The sequence below is a fragment of the Streptomyces sp. NPDC001502 genome (assembly GCF_042894785.1).
Lineage (GTDB): Bacteria > Actinomycetota > Actinomycetes > Streptomycetales > Streptomycetaceae > Streptomyces > Streptomyces kutzneri.
Genome location: NZ_JBIAVW010000018.1, coordinates 1 through 15,487 on the forward strand (window position 1 = coordinate 1; position 15,487 = coordinate 15,487).

Sequence of the window (15,487 nt, forward strand, 5' to 3'; positions counted from 1 at the left end):
ACCGCCGACACCCTCCTGAAGGTCGAAAAGGGCAACGCCCGGCCCGAGGAACTCGCCGCCATCACCGCCATCCTCCTCGCCCGCGCCGCCTCCACGCCCGAGGAGAGCCCGGTGCGCGTGCCCGGCCAGGCCGGCTGGCGCCGCCTGGAGCGCACGCCCGGCTTCCGCGCCCCGCACAGCTGGCAGGGCTGAGTTCCCGAGCCCGGAAGGCCCCGCACCCGTCCAGGGTGCGGGGCCTTCCGCGTACCCGTCCAGGGGCGCCGTACGCGTGCGGGGCCCTGGGGAGACGCAGGAACCGCCCCATGGCGAAGGCCCCCGCGTCGTGTGACACGGGGGCCTGTCGGGTACGGCAGGGCTGCTACCGCAGGCGCGCCATGAGAGCGTGCTCGACGAGCGTGATGAGCGCGCTCTTGGCGTCCGCGCGGTGGCGGGCGTCGGTGGTGATGATCGGGGCGTCCGGGCCGATCTGCAGGGCCTCGCGGACTTCCTCCGGCGTGTAGGCCTGGTTCCCGTCGAAGCCGTTGAGGGCCACGACGAACGGCAGGCCGCTGTTCTCGAAGTAGTCGACGGCGGGGAAGCAGTCGGCGAGGCGGCGCGTGTCGACGAGCACGACGGCGCCGATGGCGCCGCGGACCAGGTCGTCCCACATGAACCAGAAGCGGTCCTGGCCCGGGGTACCGAAGAGGTACAGGATCAGGTCCTGGTCGAGCGTGATGCGGCCGAAGTCCATGGCGACGGTGGTGGTCGTCTTGTCACCGGTGTGGGTGAGGTCGTCGATCCCGGCCGAGGCGCTGGTCATCACGGCTTCGGTGCGCAGCGGGTTGATCTCGGAGACCGCGCCGACGAACGTGGTCTTGCCCACGCCGAAGCCGCCCGCCACCACGATCTTCGCGGAGGTGGTGGAGCGAGCAGGAGCCGCTCCGCCGTTAGAGCTTGCGAAGTCCACTGAGCACCCTTTCGAGCAGTGTCACATCTGGCTGGCCACCGGCAGACTCGTCGCCGCCGGGCTGGTGAATGGCGACAAGGCCCGCCTCCGCCAGGTCGGCGACGAGGATGCGGGCGACACCAAGAGGAATGGAGAGAAGTGCCGAGATCTCCGCGACGGATTTGATCTCCTGGCACAGGCGGCAGATGCGCTGGTGCTCGGGCAACTGCCCTTGCAGACGCGCGGGATCCGCCGTGGTACTGACCAGCGCCTCGATGGCGAGCTGGTAGCGCGGCCGAGTACGGCCGCCGGTCATCGCGTACGGGCGCACCAGCGGGTTGTGGGCCTTCGGCGCCGGCTGCCGCGCGGCGCGCGGAGGCTGCTGCTGAGGCATCTGGTACTGGGGCTGCTGGGGCTGTCCGTACGGCTGCTGCTGGTAGGGGTTCTGCTCCGGCACGGGCCGGCTCGGTGCGGAGGGAAAGTTGAAGCGGTTCTGGTCGTGCCCACCCTGCGGCTGCTGCGCGCCGCCATAAGGATGTCCTCCGGGTGTTGTCACGTTTCCTCCTCCGACTCCAAGTACGCAGTACTCCCTGTGGAACCGCGCCACCGCACCCTATGGTGCGATGGCGCGAAACGCACTGCCTGTCTGCTAGTTGAGAAGACTTCCTTGCAGCTCGGCGCGCAGATCCGGGGTGAGGACACTGCCCGCGCGATCCACCAGAAGGGCCATCTCGTAGCCCACGAGGCCGATGTCGCACTCCGGGTGCGCGAGCACCGCGAGGGACGAACCGTCCGAGACGGACATGAGGAAAAGGAATCCCCGGTCCATCTCGACCACGGTCTGGTTGACGGCGCCGCCCTCGAAGATGCGAGAGGCACCGGCGGTCAGCGAGGTCAGTCCGGAGGCCACGGCCGCCAGCTGATCGGCGCGGTCGCGCGGAAACCCGTCGGACATCGCCAGAAGAAGGCCGTCGGCGGAGACCACCACCGTGTGGGACACCCCGGGGGTGTTGTCCACGAAATTGGTGATCAACCAGTTCAGGTTCTGTGCCGCCTGGCTCATCGGGCTCACACTAACGCTCCTGGTCATAGCTGTTACTTGACTGCTCAGAACCCGCGCTGCGTCCCTGCTGGACACCGCGCCGCAGGTTGCTCAACCTGCCGCGGACGTCCTCCGGAGCGCGGGAGACCTGGGGGCCGCCCTGCGGGGTCGTCTCCGCTGCGCCCTCGACCAGGTTGGCCTTGGGCACGCGCCGAGGGAGACCGGACGGGGTGACCCCGCCCGCCTTCGGCTCACGGAGCTTTCCGGCCTGCTGCCAGCGTTCGTCGTTGCGCGAACGCCAGGCGGCGGTGCCTTCAGTTCCCTCCGGCGCCCGCTCCGTTTCGGCGGGCTGCTGCTGACGCGGCGACCGCTGTTCGAAGAGGGATCCGGTGGACTCCGCTTCCTGCTTCCCGGGCGGCCACTGCTGCTGGCTGCCGCGTCGCGGCAGGCCCGCTCCGGTCATCGCGTGACCGGTGTCGGCAGCGGCACCCGGACGGTCGAAGCCTACGCGTTCCGGAGCCGGTTCGGGGACGGCCTGGGATTCCGATTCAGTCCCGTAATCCTGCTGGTAGGCAGCCGGATACGTGTTCTGTTCGGGCCATTCGGCCTGCCCCGACCCGGCTTCGAAACCATTGTCGTAGCCCTGGGTGGCCGGCTGCTGGTCCGCGTAACCGTCTTCCGTATAGCCGTAGTCCTGCTGCGGGTACGCCTCGTAGCCCTGCTGTGCCTGCTGGGCCTCGTAGGAGGTGTCGTAGGCCTGCTCGGACTGCTGCTCGTAGCCCTGGTACTCCTGGTACCCGTGCTCCGGCTGAGGTTCCGGATACTCCTGGGCGGAGTACTGCTGCTGTTCCTGCGGGTAACCCACCTGGGCCGCCAGCGCGGCCCGGCGCTCCTGCTGTCCCAGGGACCGGCCGACCGGGTCGGCGGTGAGGCCGTCGGGGCCCTGCTGGTCGTACCGCGAGTCGTCGAAGCCGAGCTCGGCGGCGGTGCGCAGCGGGGCGGCCTGCTGGGCCTGCTGCTCCGGGATGATCTGCGAGACCGTGAAGTCGTCGTCAGGGATGCCCTCGCCACCGCCACCGTGGGTGATGGCGTCGGGGAGCATGACCAGCGAGGTGGTACCGGCAGCCTCGCCCGAGGGGCGCAGCTGGACGCGGATGCTGTGGCGGTCCGCCAGCCGGCCGACCACGAACAGACCCATGCGCTGCGAGATCGCGGCGTCCACGGTCGGCGGGTTGGCCAGCTTGTGGTTGATGTCCGCGAAGTCCTCGGCGGTGAGGCCGATGCCCTTGTCGTGGATCTCGACCATCACGCGGCCGTCGGGCAGACGCGTGGCGTTCACGCGGACCTTGGTCTGCGGGGAGGAGAACGTGGTGGCGTTCTCCAGGAGCTCGGCGAGCAGGTGCACGAGGTCGGTCACGGCCTGGCCGTGGATCTCGGCCTCCGAGACGCCGGAGAGCTCGATGCGCTCGTACTGCTCCACCTCGGAGGAGGCGGCGCGCAGCACGTCGACGAGCGGGACCGGCTGGTCCCAGCGGCGGCCCGGCTCCTCGCCCGCGAGGATGAGGAGGTTCTCGCCGTTGCGGCGCATACGGGTGGCCAGGTGGTCCAGGCGGAAGAGGTTCTCCAGCTGGTCCGGGTCGGCCTCGTTGTTCTCCAGGTCGGTGATGAGGGTCAGCTGGCCCTCGATCAGCGACTGGTTGCGCATGGAGAGGTTCGTGAAGATCGCGTTGACGTTCCCTCGCAGGAGCGCCTGCTCGGCCGCGAGCCGTACCGCTTCCCGGTGGACCTGGTCGAAGGCGCGGGCGACCTCGCCGATCTCGTCCTGGGAGTCGATGGGGATCGGGTGGACACGGGTGTCCACCTTGCCGGGATCGGTGCGCGAGAGCTGGTCGACGAGCATCGGCAGGCGCTGCTCGGCGATGTCGAAGGCGGCGCTGCGCAGGCGGGCCATCGCGCGGCCCATCTGGCGGGCCATCATGCCGGCGAGGATGAAGGCGGCGAGCAGGGCCACGACCACGATGGCGCCGTTGACGATGGCGTCGGTGCGGGCGTCGTCGGAGACCGCGACGGCGTCCTTGACGGCCTTGTCGAGGAGTTCCTTCTCGACCTCGTCGTAACCGTCGAACTTCGCGGTGGCGGCGGCCTGCCAGAACGCGGGGGTCGCCCCGGTCTCGGAGAGCTTCTTCTTGCTCTCGCTGTTGGCGATCGCGTCGGTCATGCCGGCGAGCGCGGAGTCGTTGATCGTCGGCGGGGGTGTGAAGCGGACACCGGCCTGCTCGGCCTGGTGCTTCGCGTCGGCGATCTTGGCCTTGCCGTCCTCGGACTTCTTGGCCATGACCGCCTTGAGGCGGTTCACGTCGTCCTCGGTACCCGCCGCGACGTACTCGCCGATGGCGATTTCTTCGAGGTAGGCGTAGGAGGAGAAGGCGACGAGCTGAGCCTTGCGGGTGTTCTCGTCGGTGCTCGGGCGCACCAGCAGGTGCGTACCGACGGCGCGCTGCAGCGAGTTCGCCGCCTTGGCCAGCTGGATCGCGTAGACCATGCGGCCGTACGAGGTCACGTTGCCGGTGCCGAGACCGAGCTCGTTCGCGAACTGCATGAGGTAGTGCTGGACCAGCACATAGCCCTCTTCGGTCGGGATGGGGCCGGCCGTGGTGGGCAGATTCTTCTTGGGGCTTTCCAAGGCCGCCACGTACGCCTTCTCGCGTACGGCCTCGAGCTTGGGCTCCTCCGCGCGGAAGAGGTCCAGGCGCCGCTCCAGGCCGAGGTTCTTCGGCATGTCCTTGACGGCCTTGTCGAACTTCTCCTTGGCCGCTGCGGTGTCCGCGTAGGCCTTGAGGACCTTCGGGTCCTTCGTCTGGCCGTTCAGGAGGGGCTCGGCGGTCAGGTCACGCTCGTTGAGCAGTGCCTGGCTGTAGCCCGAGGCCGCCTGGACGACCATGGCTATGTTCTCGGCGTCCTTGGCCTCGTTCCAGGTGTCGATGGAGCCCTTCACCTGGAAGCCGCCCATGACCAGACCCACGAGGGCCGGCACGAGCAGGATGGCGTTCAGACGGGTCGGCACACGCCAGTTGCGGGGCGAGAACCTGCTGCTGCTCCCGCTGCTCGCGGGCGGGTCCACGGGCACGTCGACGGGCGACGCGGCCGCTCGCGGCGGCGGGGTGAAGTTGCCGCGCGCGGGTTCATCCGCGGGGCTTGCGATGCTTCGCCTCACTCGACCAACAACCTCTCGGCGGTGCTACTAGCTAGTTCGTTGAATTCCAGCACGGTTAACGGCCGTGTTCCAAACAGTTGAATCCGGCCGTACCCAGAAGCTTATGCCCTACATAAATCGGATATAAAGAGCGTCCTGCGGCAAAAATGGGGGCAGTTGTGCGCGCAGTGGCACCAGACGACCGCACCCCGTTGCCAAATGGCTGCAATTCACTGTCGAAACGTTATGAACGACAGGGGCGGGCCGTGTCGTAAGACACAGCCCGCCCCTCCCGCACCACAACTGAAACCGTGTTACTTGAGCCGCGCCATGAGGGCGTGCTCGACGAGCGTGATGAGCGCGCTCTTGGCGTCCGCGCGGTGGCGGGCGTCGGTGGTGATGATCGGAGCACCGGGGCCGATCTGCAGGGCCTCGCGGACTTCCTCCGGCGTGTAGGGCTGGTGCCCCTCGAAGCCGTTGAGGGCCACGACGAACGGCAGGCCGCTGTTCTCGAAGTAGTCGACGGCGGGGAAGCAGTCGGCGAGCCGGCGCGTGTCGACGAGCACGATCGCGCCGATGGCGCCGCGGACCAGGTCGTCCCACATGAACCAGAAGCGGTCCTGGCCCGGGGTACCGAAGAGGTACAGGATCAGGTCCTGGTCGAGCGTGATGCGGCCGAAGTCCATGGCGACGGTGGTGGTCGTCTTGTCACCGGTGTGGGTGAGGTCGTCGATCCCGGCCGAGGCGCTGGTCATCACGGCTTCGGTGCGCAGCGGGTTGATCTCGGAGACGGCTCCGACGAACGTGGTCTTGCCCACGCCGAAGCCGCCCGCCACCACGATCTTCGCGGAGGTGGTGGAGCGAGCTGGAGCCGCTCCGCTAGATGTTCCGAAGGCCACTGAGCACCCTTTCGAGCAGCGTTACATCCGGCGTGCCGCCGGCCTCTCCATTGCCCGGCTGGTGGATGGCCACCATTCCGGCCTCCGCCAGGTCGGCGACGAGGATCCGGGCGACACCGAGCGGCATCGACAGCAGTGCGGAGACCTCGGCGACCGACTTGACCTCGCGGCACAGCGTGCAGATGCGCTGGTGCTCCGGGAGCAGGCCGGACAGGTGCATCGGATCGGCGGTGGTGCTGACCAGCGCCTCGATGGCGAGCTGGTAGCGGGGCCGGGTCCGGCCGCCGGTCATCGCGTACGGACGCACCAGCGGCTGATCGCCTTCCGAGTACGAGTCTCCGTACGAATCGGAGTAGGCGGGGGGCGGGGTCATTGATCCTCCGGGCTGGACAGCAGTGGTCAGCGTGCCGTCTTACGGGGCGGCCGGTGGGGGGAACGGGATGACGGCCTGGCGGGCGTACTGGATTCCGGGGCGGGGCCCCGATCTCCCGGCCGGTAGTACCGTCCGGCCGGGAGAGTGGGAAGTCAGCCGAGCAGACTTCCCTGGAGTTCGGCGCGCAGGTCCGGGGTCAGGACACTGCCCGCGCGATCCACCAGAAGAGCCATCTCGTAGCCCACGAGGCCGATGTCGCACTCGGGGTGCGCCAGTACGGCCAGCGAGGATCCGTCCGAGACGGACATGAGGAAGAGGAAACCCCGGTCCATCTCGACCACGGTCTGGTTGACGGCGCCGCCCTCGAAGATACGGGAGGCACCGGCGGTCAGCGAGGTCAGTCCGGAGGCCACGGCCGCCAGCTGATCGGCGCGGTCGCGGGGGAATCCTTCGGACATCGCCAGAAGGAGTCCGTCGGCGGAGACCACCACCGTGTGGGACACCCCGGGGGTGTTGTCCACGAAGTTGGTGATCAACCAGTTCAGGTTCTGTGCCGCCTGGCTCATCGAACTCAACTAACGCTCCTGCTGGTAAGTGGGGTCGATGTGGTAACTGCCGGTCGCCGGTCCGTTGTTGCCGGCCTGACGGCCCTGCTGGATACCGCGTCGGAGGTTGGTCAGACGGCCGCGGACGTCGTCCGGCGCCCGCGAGACCTGGGGACCCGCCTGCGCCTCGGTCTGCTGCTGCGCGGTGCCGGCCACGAGGTTCGCCCGCGGGACCCGGCGGGGCAGCCCCGAGGTCGTGATGCCGCCTGCGGCGGGCTGACGCACGCGTTCGGCCTGCCGCATCAGCTCGTCGTTCGGCGAGGACCGCCAGCTGACGGTCGGCGTGGCGCCGGTCGCCGTGACGGCGGACTCGGCCGCCTGCTCCTGGCCGCGCTGCGGCAGCGGCTGCTGCTGCGGAGCCGCCGGAGCGGACTGCTGGCCCTGCTGGGGGATCGCCGTGCCCGGTCCCTGCGCGGGGGGCTGCTGCCCCTCCTCGCGGAACCAGTTCGACTCCAGGGTGTCGAAGATCGGGCTGCGGGCGTCGCCGGAGCTCTGGGCCGGGGGCAGTGCCTCAGGCCGGTGGGCCTGCGGCAGCCGCGGGGTCTCGGGGCGCGCGGGCGGTGCGGGTGCGTACCCGTTGCCGGCCTGCGGAGCCTGAGCCTGGGGCTGCTGCGGGGCGTAGCCGCCGACACCGGGGCCGCCGGGACGCTGGGGCTGGTAGCCCGGGCGCTCGAACTGTCCGGTGGTGGACGGGTTCATGGGGCCCCGCACGTCCGGACGCTCGAACTGTCCGGTCGTGCTGTTGCCGCCGTCCGCCTGGGGCATCGGGGCGTTGAAGTCCGGGCGGGCGAACTCGGCCGTCGAGCCGGGGCCCGACAGCTCGTCGTGGCCGCGCGCCTGGTCGCTGCCCCAGCTGGTGGTCTGCGGGCCGGGGAGCTCCGCACGAGGAGCGCCACCGCGCGGCGGCAGCTGCGGCCGGGGTCCGTTCGGAGCCGGCGGCGCGGGCGGGGCCGGCTGCTGGGACTGCTGCTGCTGTTGCTGAGGCTGCTGAGGCTGCTGAGGTTGCTGGGGTCGCTCGAAGCCGTTGCCCTGCGGGTATCCGGTCGGACCGGACGCCGGACGGGCCTGCGGGCCACCGCCGAATCCGGCACTGGCGACCGGACCGCGGGCCGGCAGCGGCGCACCGGAACCGAAGGCACCCTGGCCCTGACCCGCGGTGGTCGGACCCTGCTGCGGACGGCCACCGGGACCACCCTGCTGCGGGCGACCACCCTGCGGGCCCTGGGGACGCTGGCCGGCGCCGTCGCGGCCCGGCAGAGCGGCGCGCTGGCCGCCACCGGCGACCTGACCGCGCTGCGGGCCCGAGCCCACGGACGGACGTGCGGCCGGACCGCCCACGGCACCCTGCGCACCGGGAGCACCCGGAGCGCCGCCGGGGCCGCCCTGACCACCCTGGCCCGGCATCGGAGCCGGCTTCTTGCCGCCCTGGGCGACGTCCACCGGCAGCATGACGAGGGCCGTCGTACCACCCGAGTCGGAGGGGCGCAGCTGGATCCGGATGCCGTGTCGCAGGGACAGGCGGCCGACCACGAACAGGCCCATGCGGCGGGAGACGGAGACGTCCACGGTCGGCGGCGACGCGAGTCGCTCGTTGATCGCGGCGAGGTCCTCGGGGGAGAGGCCGATACCGGTGTCGTGGATCTCGACGAGCACGCGGCCGTCGGGCAGTGCGTGACCGGTGACCTTGACCTTGGTCTGCGGGGAGGAGAACGAGGTGGCGTTCTCCAGCAGCTCGGCGAGGACGTGCACGAGGTCGTTGACCACGCGGCCGGCGACATCGGTGCCGGGCACCGAGGCCAGCTCGACACGCTCGTACTGCTCCACCTCGGAGGCGGCGGCACGGAGCACGTCGACCAGCGGGACGGGGCGGGTCCACCGGCGGCCCGGCTCCTCGCCCGCGAGGACGAGGAGGTTTTCGCCGTTACGGCGCATGCGGGTCGCGAGGTGGTCGAGCTTGAAGAGCGAGGACAGCTGGTCCGGGTCGGCCTCGCGCGACTCCAGTTCGGAGATGAGCGAGAGCTGACGCTGGATGAGGCCCTGCGAGCGGCGCGAGAGGTTGGTGAACATCGCGTTGACGTTGCCTCGCAGGAGGGCCTGCTCGGCGGCGAGCCGGACGGCCTCGCGGTGCACGTCGTCGAATGCCGCGGCCACCTGGCCGATCTCGTCGCGGGTGTGCACACCGACCGACTCCACGGACGTGTCCACGTCCTGCGGGTCGGACTCGGAGAGCTGCTTGACGAGCTCGGGCAGCCGGTCCTGCGCGACGCGCGTCGCGGTGTCCTGCAGGCGGCGCAGCGAGCGGATCATCGAGCGGGCCATGACGAAGGCGCCGACGAGGGAGACACCGAGGACGAGGAGGATCAGGGCACCGTTGATGATGGCGTCCTGCTGGGCCTCGTTCTTCAGCTCACGGGCCTTCTGCTCCATCTCCTCAAGCAGGGTCAGCTCGATGACCTTCATGGCCTGGAGCTTGGTGCCGTCGGCGTCGTACCAGTCGAGCCAGGAGCGGTTCTTCTCCCGGAGGAACGCGTCCTGGCTGGCCAGGACGCGGCGGGAGTAGCCGTCGGCGGTGGAGATCTCGGAGTTGCTGTCACCCAGACCCGCGAGGAGCTCCTCGGTCCGGCCCTGGTAGACGAGTCCGAAGGTCGTCTTCGCCTGCTGCTCGCCCTTCTGGGCGGAGAGGGCGTAGAGCCGGTCGTTCTCCTTCAGCTCACCCTGGCGCTCGTTGGTGTCGGGGAGCGAGGCGGCGATGATCGCGCGCTGGATGGAGGCGTACTCCTTGGCGGCGGAGAACGCGGCCAGGGCACGGGTACGCTTGATCATCTCCGGGTTGGAGGTGGCCTGCGCCATGTCCTGGGAGAGCGAGAGCAGCGAGACGATGACCGCGTTGTACTCACTGACGGTCTGCTGGGCGCCGTTGACGTACGCCCGGGTGCGGATCGTCTCGATGTTGGTGAGCTGACGGCCGATCTGCAGGACGTTGTTACGGATCGACCTGAGCGTGTCGTCCTTCGCGCCCGTGCTGTCGACCTTGTCGGTCGCGGCGGCGAAGGCCTTGGCAGCGGTGTCCGTCTGCTGACGGACGACGTCGACACTGCTGGTCGTCTTGCCCCTGGAGAGGGAGAGCGGACCTGCGGAGAGGTCGCGCTCCTCCTGGAGCATGGCGGCCAGGTTGGTGGCCTGTCGCGTCATCGTCGTCAGCAGCTGCATGTGCTCCAGCTGCGCGATGTCGTTGAGCGAGTCGTTGATGCGGAAACCACCGAGCGTGGTGGCGGCGACGACCGGCAGGGTCAGCAGCGACACCAGTCGCGTGCTGATGCGCCAGTTCTGCATGGCGAGACGAGAACCGGGCCCGTTCGGGGCCTTCGGTATCGCCTCGTCCTGCTCAGCCGGTCCGGCAGGCACGGGGGATCCGGCTTTCGCCTTGACCCTGGCCTTCACGGACTTCCCACGGCCCTTCGCCTTCACCGCGGCGGAGGTGTCGGGGCCTGCGCCTTCGACAGCCGGCCCGCGGTTCTGGGCGTGCTGGGGCGAGGAGCCACGGTCGGTCCCGCCGCGCGGCTCCTGCTCCGCCGCAGCGCTGCCATCCCTCTTGAATCGTCCCTGCACTAGCGTCGCAACCTCTGGACCAGGCGTCCCGCCGGGTGACCGGTGGGACGGTGTCGAGTCGTGGGGCACTTGCCGCCCCATGGTGGTCGTCGGTGACCGGCGCGTCTTCCTCTCTTTGCCACCGCGCTCGGCGCGGTGTCGCGCCACCTGCGCGCCGGCTGATTCCCGCGGCGGTCCCGCGAATTCCAGCACAGTGGAGGATCTCCAACAAGGTGCGAGTGTCGGCCCGGAGAGTCGGTTACGGCTTGTGACAGACGGGCTACACGATGTGCGACCGCATTCGGTAGAAACCGGACTTACTCCATCCAAACAACGGGGCTGTCAAGGTGTCCCAGTCGAGATGATCAGGAGCGGAATGGCGCATTCAGTGGCGCAATGTCCGTTTCGGGGGGTGAAGTTGCCTGTCCATGATGTCGGTAATGTCGGGTCAAGGGTGAGCAAACTCACATAGCCGTGGCCATTACTTCCTGGTTCGCCGGGGGATTCAGATGTTTAGCCTTGCCCCTTAAAGGGTTGGCGCCAGGGTTGGTGCATGCGACAACCGACACCCATAGATCGAACCGAGGACCCCGAACTCCGATGAAGACGACGACGATGTTCCGCAACATAGCCAACCCCCGCCGCACGACCCTCGCGCACCTCAAGGACGCCGAGGAACTGCAGGCGGCACCGGCCACCCCGGAGCACGCCGTCGAGCTGCCGACGCAGACCGCGAACCCGCGCCGCACCGTCCTGATGAACGTGCCGGTCGCCGCCGCCGCGGAGTAGCCACCCCTCAAGGAACGTGAAGCGCCGCTGCCCGCCGCGTTAGCCTGGGGTCCGCAGACTCCAGCCAGCGGAAATACAGAGGGGCAGACGCAACAGGTGCGCATCGCCAGGTTCTCGATCGACGGCAACGTCGCGTTCGGCGCGGTCGAGGGCGACGGCGCCCCCGGCGACGACTCCACGCTCGTTCTCGACATCATCAAGGGCATCCCCTTCGCGGACTTCGAGCTCTCGGGCACGAAGGTCCCGATGAGCAAGGTCCGACTGCTGCCGCCCGTGCTCCCGAACAAGGTCGTGGCCATCGGCCGCAACTACGCGGAGCACGCGGCGGAGCTCGGCAACGAGGTCCCCGACGCCCCGATCACCTTCTTCAAGCCCTCCACTTCGGTGGTCGGCCCGGGCGACCCGATCACGTACCCCTCCTTCTCCCAGGACCTCCACCACGAGGCGGAGCTCGCCGTGGTCATCGGCCGCATGTGCCGTGAGGTCCCGAAGGAGCGCGTCAAGGACGTCATCCTCGGCTACACCTGCGCCAACGACGTCACCGCGCGCGACGTCCAGCAGCGGGAGAAGCAGTGGGCCCGGGCCAAGGGCTTCGACAGTGCCTGCCCCCTCGGCCCCTGGATCGAGACCGACCTGGACCCGAGCGACCTGACCATCCAGTGCACGGTCAACGGCGAACAGCGCCAGCTCGGCCGTACCAGCGACATGGTCCGCTCCATCGAGGACCTGATCGTCCACATCTCCGAGGCCATGACGCTGCTGCCCGGCGACGTCATCCTCACGGGGACCCCGGCCGGAGTCGGCCCCCTCAACGTCGGCGACGAGGTCGCCGTCACCATCGAAGGCATCGGCACTCTCACCAACAAGGTGATCAAGCGTGGTTAACGGACCTGTCCGCGTACGTTTCTGTCCCTCCCCGACCGGCAACCCCCACGTGGGCCTGGTCCGGACCGCACTCTTCAACTGGGCGTTCGCCCGCCACCACGGCGGTACGTTCGTCTTCCGCATCGAGGACACCGACGCGGCCCGTGACTCCGAGGAGTCCTACGACCAGCTGCTCGCCTCGCTGCGCTGGCTCGGCTTCACCTGGGACGAGGGCCCCGAGGTCGGCGGCCCCCACGCCCCGTACCGCCAGTCCGAGCGCATGGACATCTACGCGGACGTCGCGAAGAAGCTGCTCGACGGCGGCTACGCGTACCACTGCTACTGCTCCACCGAAGAGCTCGACGCCCGCCGCGCGGCCGCCCGCGCCGCCGGCAAGCCCTCCGGGTACGACGGTCACTGCCGCGAGCTCACCCCCGTGCAGGTCGAGGCGTACCAGGGCGAGCACCGCCCGGCGATCGTCCGCTTCCGGATGCCCGACGAGCCGATCACCTTCACCGACCTCGTCCGCGGCGAGCTGACCTTCACCCCGGACAACGTGCCCGACTTCGGCATCGTCCGGGCCAACGGCGCCCCGCTCTACACGCTGGTCAACCCGGTCGACGACGCGCTGATGGAGATCACGCACGTCCTGCGCGGCGAGGACCTGCTGTCCTCGACCCCCCGCCAGATCGCCCTCTACGCGGCGCTGATCGAGCTGGGCGTCGCCAAGAGCACCCCCGCCTTCGGCCACCTGCCGTACGTGATGGGCGAGGGCAACAAGAAGCTCTCCAAGCGCGACCCCGAGGCCTCGCTCAACCTGTACCGCGAGCGCGGCTTCCTCCCCGAGGGCCTGCTGAACTACCTCTCGCTCCTCGGCTGGTCCTTCTCCAAGGACCAGGACGTCTTCTCGATCGAGGAGATGGTCTCGAAGTTCGACATCGACGGCGTGAACGCGAACCCGGCCCGCTTCGACCTGAAGAAGGCCGAGTCGATCAACGGCGACCACATCCGCCTGCTGGACCCGAAGGCCTTCGCGGACGCCTGCGCCCCGTGGCTGCAGGCCCCGCACGCCAACTGGGCCCCCGAGGACTTCGACGCCGAGGCCTGGGCGCGGATCGCCCCGCACGCCCAGACCCGTGTGACCGTCCTGTCGGACATCACCGCCAACGTCGACTTCCTGTTCCTGAAGGAGCCGGTGGAGGACCAGGCCTCGTGGGACAAGGCGATGAAGGGCGAGCCGGCCGCGCTGCTCACCACGGTGCGCGCGGGCCTGGAGTCGGCGGACTGGGCCGACCCCGAGTCGCTCAAGCAGGCCGTCCTGACCGCGGGTGAGGCCCACGGCCTCAAGCTCGGCAAGGCCCAGGCCCCGGTCCGCGTGGCCGTGACCGGCCGCACGGTCGGCCTGCCGCTCTTCGAGTCCCTGGAGATCCTGGGCAAGGAGCGCTCGCTGGCCCGTATCGACGCGGCGCTGGCGAAGCTCGCCGCGTAGCCCTCGATGTACGTCCCGCAGGGGGCGGCGCCCGGAATACCCGGTCACCGCCCCCTGCGGCGTTGTCGGAGCCACCCCCTAGTCTCCGGGAGAACGATCACCGCTCGCTGCCGCACTCCGGAGGACCCCGTGCCGATGACCCCGCCCGACTACGCCTGGCACTTCACCCCGGGCTCCGCCTTCGCCCGCGAGGACGGCACGACGGGGACGCTCGCCCCGGTCGTCATCGGCGACGTGAGCCTGCCCACGGGCCGGGTCGTCGCCTGCGACCCCTTCGTCTGCCTCGGGCAGGACGAAGCCGAGCCGTTCAGTGTCGTGGTGGAACCGGGCCGGTACCGGGCGGAAGCCGCGATCGCCACGCTGGTGCGCCCCGGCGTCCCGCAGGGCCCCCGCCCGCACACCCGGGTCGCCGCCGCGCGTCTGGTGATCCGTGACACCCCGACCGCGAGCTGGGAGATGGCCGTCGACGAGGGCCAGGACCCCGCCGTCCTCGGCGAGGACGAGTTCTACGGCTATGGCGTGGACGCCGGCACCGGCTGCTTCTACGACGCCGCCGCCGACGGCTCCTTCCCCGGCACCGAGGACGAGGAGGGGGCGGTGTGGGCCGCCATGGAGACGGTCGGCGACGGCCCGGCCGTCTTCCTGGCCGAGGGAGAGGACGGTCACACCCTCGCCGGCTTCACCTCCGGATGGGGCGACGGCTGCTACCCGACCTGGATCGGGCGGGACGCCGAGGGCAGGGTCACCTGTTTCGTGACGGACTTCCTGGTCGTACCCACGGCGCTGGTGCCCGCGGCGTAGGCTCGGCCCCATGCCGATCCGCGCCGTGCTGTGGGACATCGACGACACCCTCTTCGACTACACGGGAGCCGACGCCGCCGGGCTCGCCGCGCAACTGGAGGCCGTCCGGCTCGCGGAGCGGTACGGGACCCCCGCGCAGGCGCTCGCGCTGTGGCGGGAGATCACCGACCGGCACTGGGCGCGCTTCGCGGCCGGCGAGGGCACCTTCCAGGGGCAGCGGCAGGAGCGGGTGCGGGAGTTCCTGGAGGAGCCCGGGATGACCGCGAACCAGGCCGACGCCTGGTTCGACCAGTACGTGGAGCACTACAAGGCCGGCTGGACCGTCTTCCCCGACGTGGTGCCCGCCCTCGACGCCCTCGCGGCCGACTACCGGCACGGGGTGCTCTCCAACTCCTCCCTCGCCAACCAGGACCCGAAGCTGCGCGACCTCGGGCTGCGCGACCGCTTCGAGGTGCTGGTCTGCGCCGTCGAACTCGGGATCAGCAAGCCCGAGGCGGGGGCCTTCCTGGCCGCGTGCGAGGCGCTCGGGCTGCCGCCCGGCGATGTGGCGTACGTGGGGGACCAGCCGGAGATCGACGCACGGGGAGCGCGTGACGCCGGATTGACGGCCGTCTGGATCGACCGCGACGGCGGTCGCGGCCCCGGGCCCGACGGCGCGCACCGCATCGAGGGCCTTGACCAGCTCCCGCAGCTGCTGGCACGGGATACCCGTTTTGGAGCACGGTCAGGCATCCGGTAATGTTCTTTCTGCGCCGCCGGAGCGGGCCGAGAGGCCGGACGGAGGCGCCACCCAAAGAAAAGCCCCCGCAGGGGGTTGACTTTTGGTGGGGTATAGTGTAATTGGCAACACGAGGGTTTCTGGTTCCCTTATTCTAGGTTCGAGTCCTGGTACCCCAGCGCAGTGCAGCAGTAACGCAGT

The 15,487-nt window shown here is 69.8% G+C and carries 14 protein-coding genes and 1 tRNA gene; 7 read left to right on the top strand and 8 right to left on the bottom strand.

Annotation, left to right across the window (positions count from 1 at the left end; genetic code table 11):
* Positions 1 to 192, top strand: a 192-nt coding sequence (locus ACFY0D_RS27635) for an acyl-CoA carboxylase subunit epsilon (protein ID WP_390800765.1), incomplete at its 5' end; no start/stop codon positions are given.
* Between the two features lie 166 nt (positions 193 to 358).
* Here ACFY0D_RS27635 and ACFY0D_RS27640 read toward each other — a convergent pair.
* The 8 genes from ACFY0D_RS27640 to ACFY0D_RS27675 all read right to left on the bottom strand — a co-directional run bounded on the left by ACFY0D_RS27640 (position 359) and on the right by ACFY0D_RS27675 (position 10,646).
* The gene (locus ACFY0D_RS27640; protein WP_215149809.1) at positions 359 to 946 is read right to left on the bottom strand and encodes an ATP/GTP-binding protein; all 588 of its coding nucleotides are present in this window, start codon (positions 944 to 946) and stop codon (positions 359 to 361) included.
* A complete protein-coding gene (locus ACFY0D_RS27645; RefSeq protein WP_030016788.1) occupies positions 927 to 1,481 on the bottom strand; it encodes a DUF742 domain-containing protein in 555 nt (184 codons plus the stop codon). Before ACFY0D_RS27645 ends, ACFY0D_RS27640 begins: the two co-directional genes overlap by 20 nt.
* Before the next feature lie 93 nt (positions 1,482 to 1,574).
* Positions 1,575 to 1,988 carry a roadblock/LC7 domain-containing protein gene (locus ACFY0D_RS27650; protein WP_030037347.1) on the bottom strand — a complete coding sequence of 138 codons (414 nt, stop codon included), beginning with the start codon at positions 1,986 to 1,988 and terminating at the stop codon, positions 1,575 to 1,577.
* A gap of 10 nt (positions 1,989 to 1,998) precedes the next feature.
* Positions 1,999 to 5,181 carry a nitrate- and nitrite sensing domain-containing protein gene (locus ACFY0D_RS27655; RefSeq protein WP_390800766.1) on the bottom strand — a complete coding sequence of 1,061 codons (3,183 nt, stop codon included), beginning with the start codon at positions 5,179 to 5,181 and terminating at the stop codon, positions 1,999 to 2,001.
* Positions 5,182 to 5,474: 293 nt separating this feature from the next.
* Positions 5,475 to 6,059, bottom strand: a complete 585-nt coding sequence (locus ACFY0D_RS27660; RefSeq protein WP_266605322.1) for an ATP/GTP-binding protein — start codon at positions 6,057 to 6,059, stop codon at positions 5,475 to 5,477.
* Positions 6,040 to 6,432: a DUF742 domain-containing protein gene (locus tag ACFY0D_RS27665; protein ID WP_030014827.1), complete on the bottom strand. Its 393-nt coding sequence runs from the start codon at positions 6,430 to 6,432 to the stop codon at positions 6,040 to 6,042. The genes ACFY0D_RS27660 and ACFY0D_RS27665 overlap by 20 nt, the downstream gene beginning before the upstream one ends.
* Before the next feature lie 152 nt (positions 6,433 to 6,584).
* Positions 6,585 to 6,998, bottom strand: a complete 414-nt coding sequence (locus ACFY0D_RS27670) for a roadblock/LC7 domain-containing protein (RefSeq protein ID WP_030708442.1) — start codon at positions 6,996 to 6,998, stop codon at positions 6,585 to 6,587.
* 9 nt (positions 6,999 to 7,007) lie between these two features.
* A complete protein-coding gene (locus ACFY0D_RS27675; protein WP_390800767.1) occupies positions 7,008 to 10,646 on the bottom strand; it encodes a nitrate- and nitrite sensing domain-containing protein in 3,639 nt (1,212 codons plus the stop codon).
* A 579-nt stretch (positions 10,647 to 11,225) separates the two neighbouring features.
* On the opposite strand from ACFY0D_RS27675, the gene ACFY0D_RS27680 reads away from it, so the two are divergent.
* The 6 genes from ACFY0D_RS27680 to ACFY0D_RS27705 all read left to right on the top strand — a co-directional run bounded on the left by ACFY0D_RS27680 (position 11,226) and on the right by ACFY0D_RS27705 (position 15,465).
* Positions 11,226 to 11,414 (top strand): hypothetical protein, encoded by a 189-nt coding sequence (locus tag ACFY0D_RS27680; RefSeq protein ID WP_150259656.1) that lies wholly within the window; start codon positions 11,226 to 11,228, stop codon positions 11,412 to 11,414.
* Positions 11,415 to 11,510: 96 nt separating this feature from the next.
* Positions 11,511 to 12,299, top strand: coding sequence for a fumarylacetoacetate hydrolase family protein (locus ACFY0D_RS27685; protein WP_030009261.1), 789 nt, complete (start codon positions 11,511 to 11,513; stop codon positions 12,297 to 12,299).
* Positions 12,292 to 13,767 (top strand): glutamate--tRNA ligase, encoded by a 1,476-nt coding sequence (gene gltX / locus ACFY0D_RS27690; protein ID WP_390800768.1) that lies wholly within the window; start codon positions 12,292 to 12,294, stop codon positions 13,765 to 13,767. The genes ACFY0D_RS27685 and gltX overlap by 8 nt, the downstream gene beginning before the upstream one ends.
* Before the next feature lie 129 nt (positions 13,768 to 13,896).
* Positions 13,897 to 14,568 (top strand): DUF4241 domain-containing protein, encoded by a 672-nt coding sequence (locus ACFY0D_RS27695; protein ID WP_390800769.1) that lies wholly within the window; start codon positions 13,897 to 13,899, stop codon positions 14,566 to 14,568.
* A gap of 10 nt (positions 14,569 to 14,578) precedes the next feature.
* On the top strand, positions 14,579 to 15,307 hold the full coding sequence (locus ACFY0D_RS27700) for an HAD family hydrolase (RefSeq protein WP_390800770.1): 729 nt from the start codon (positions 14,579 to 14,581) through the stop codon (positions 15,305 to 15,307).
* A gap of 86 nt (positions 15,308 to 15,393) precedes the next feature.
* Positions 15,394 to 15,465, top strand: a tRNA-Gln gene (locus tag ACFY0D_RS27705).
* Positions 15,466 to 15,487 lie beyond the last annotated feature (22 nt).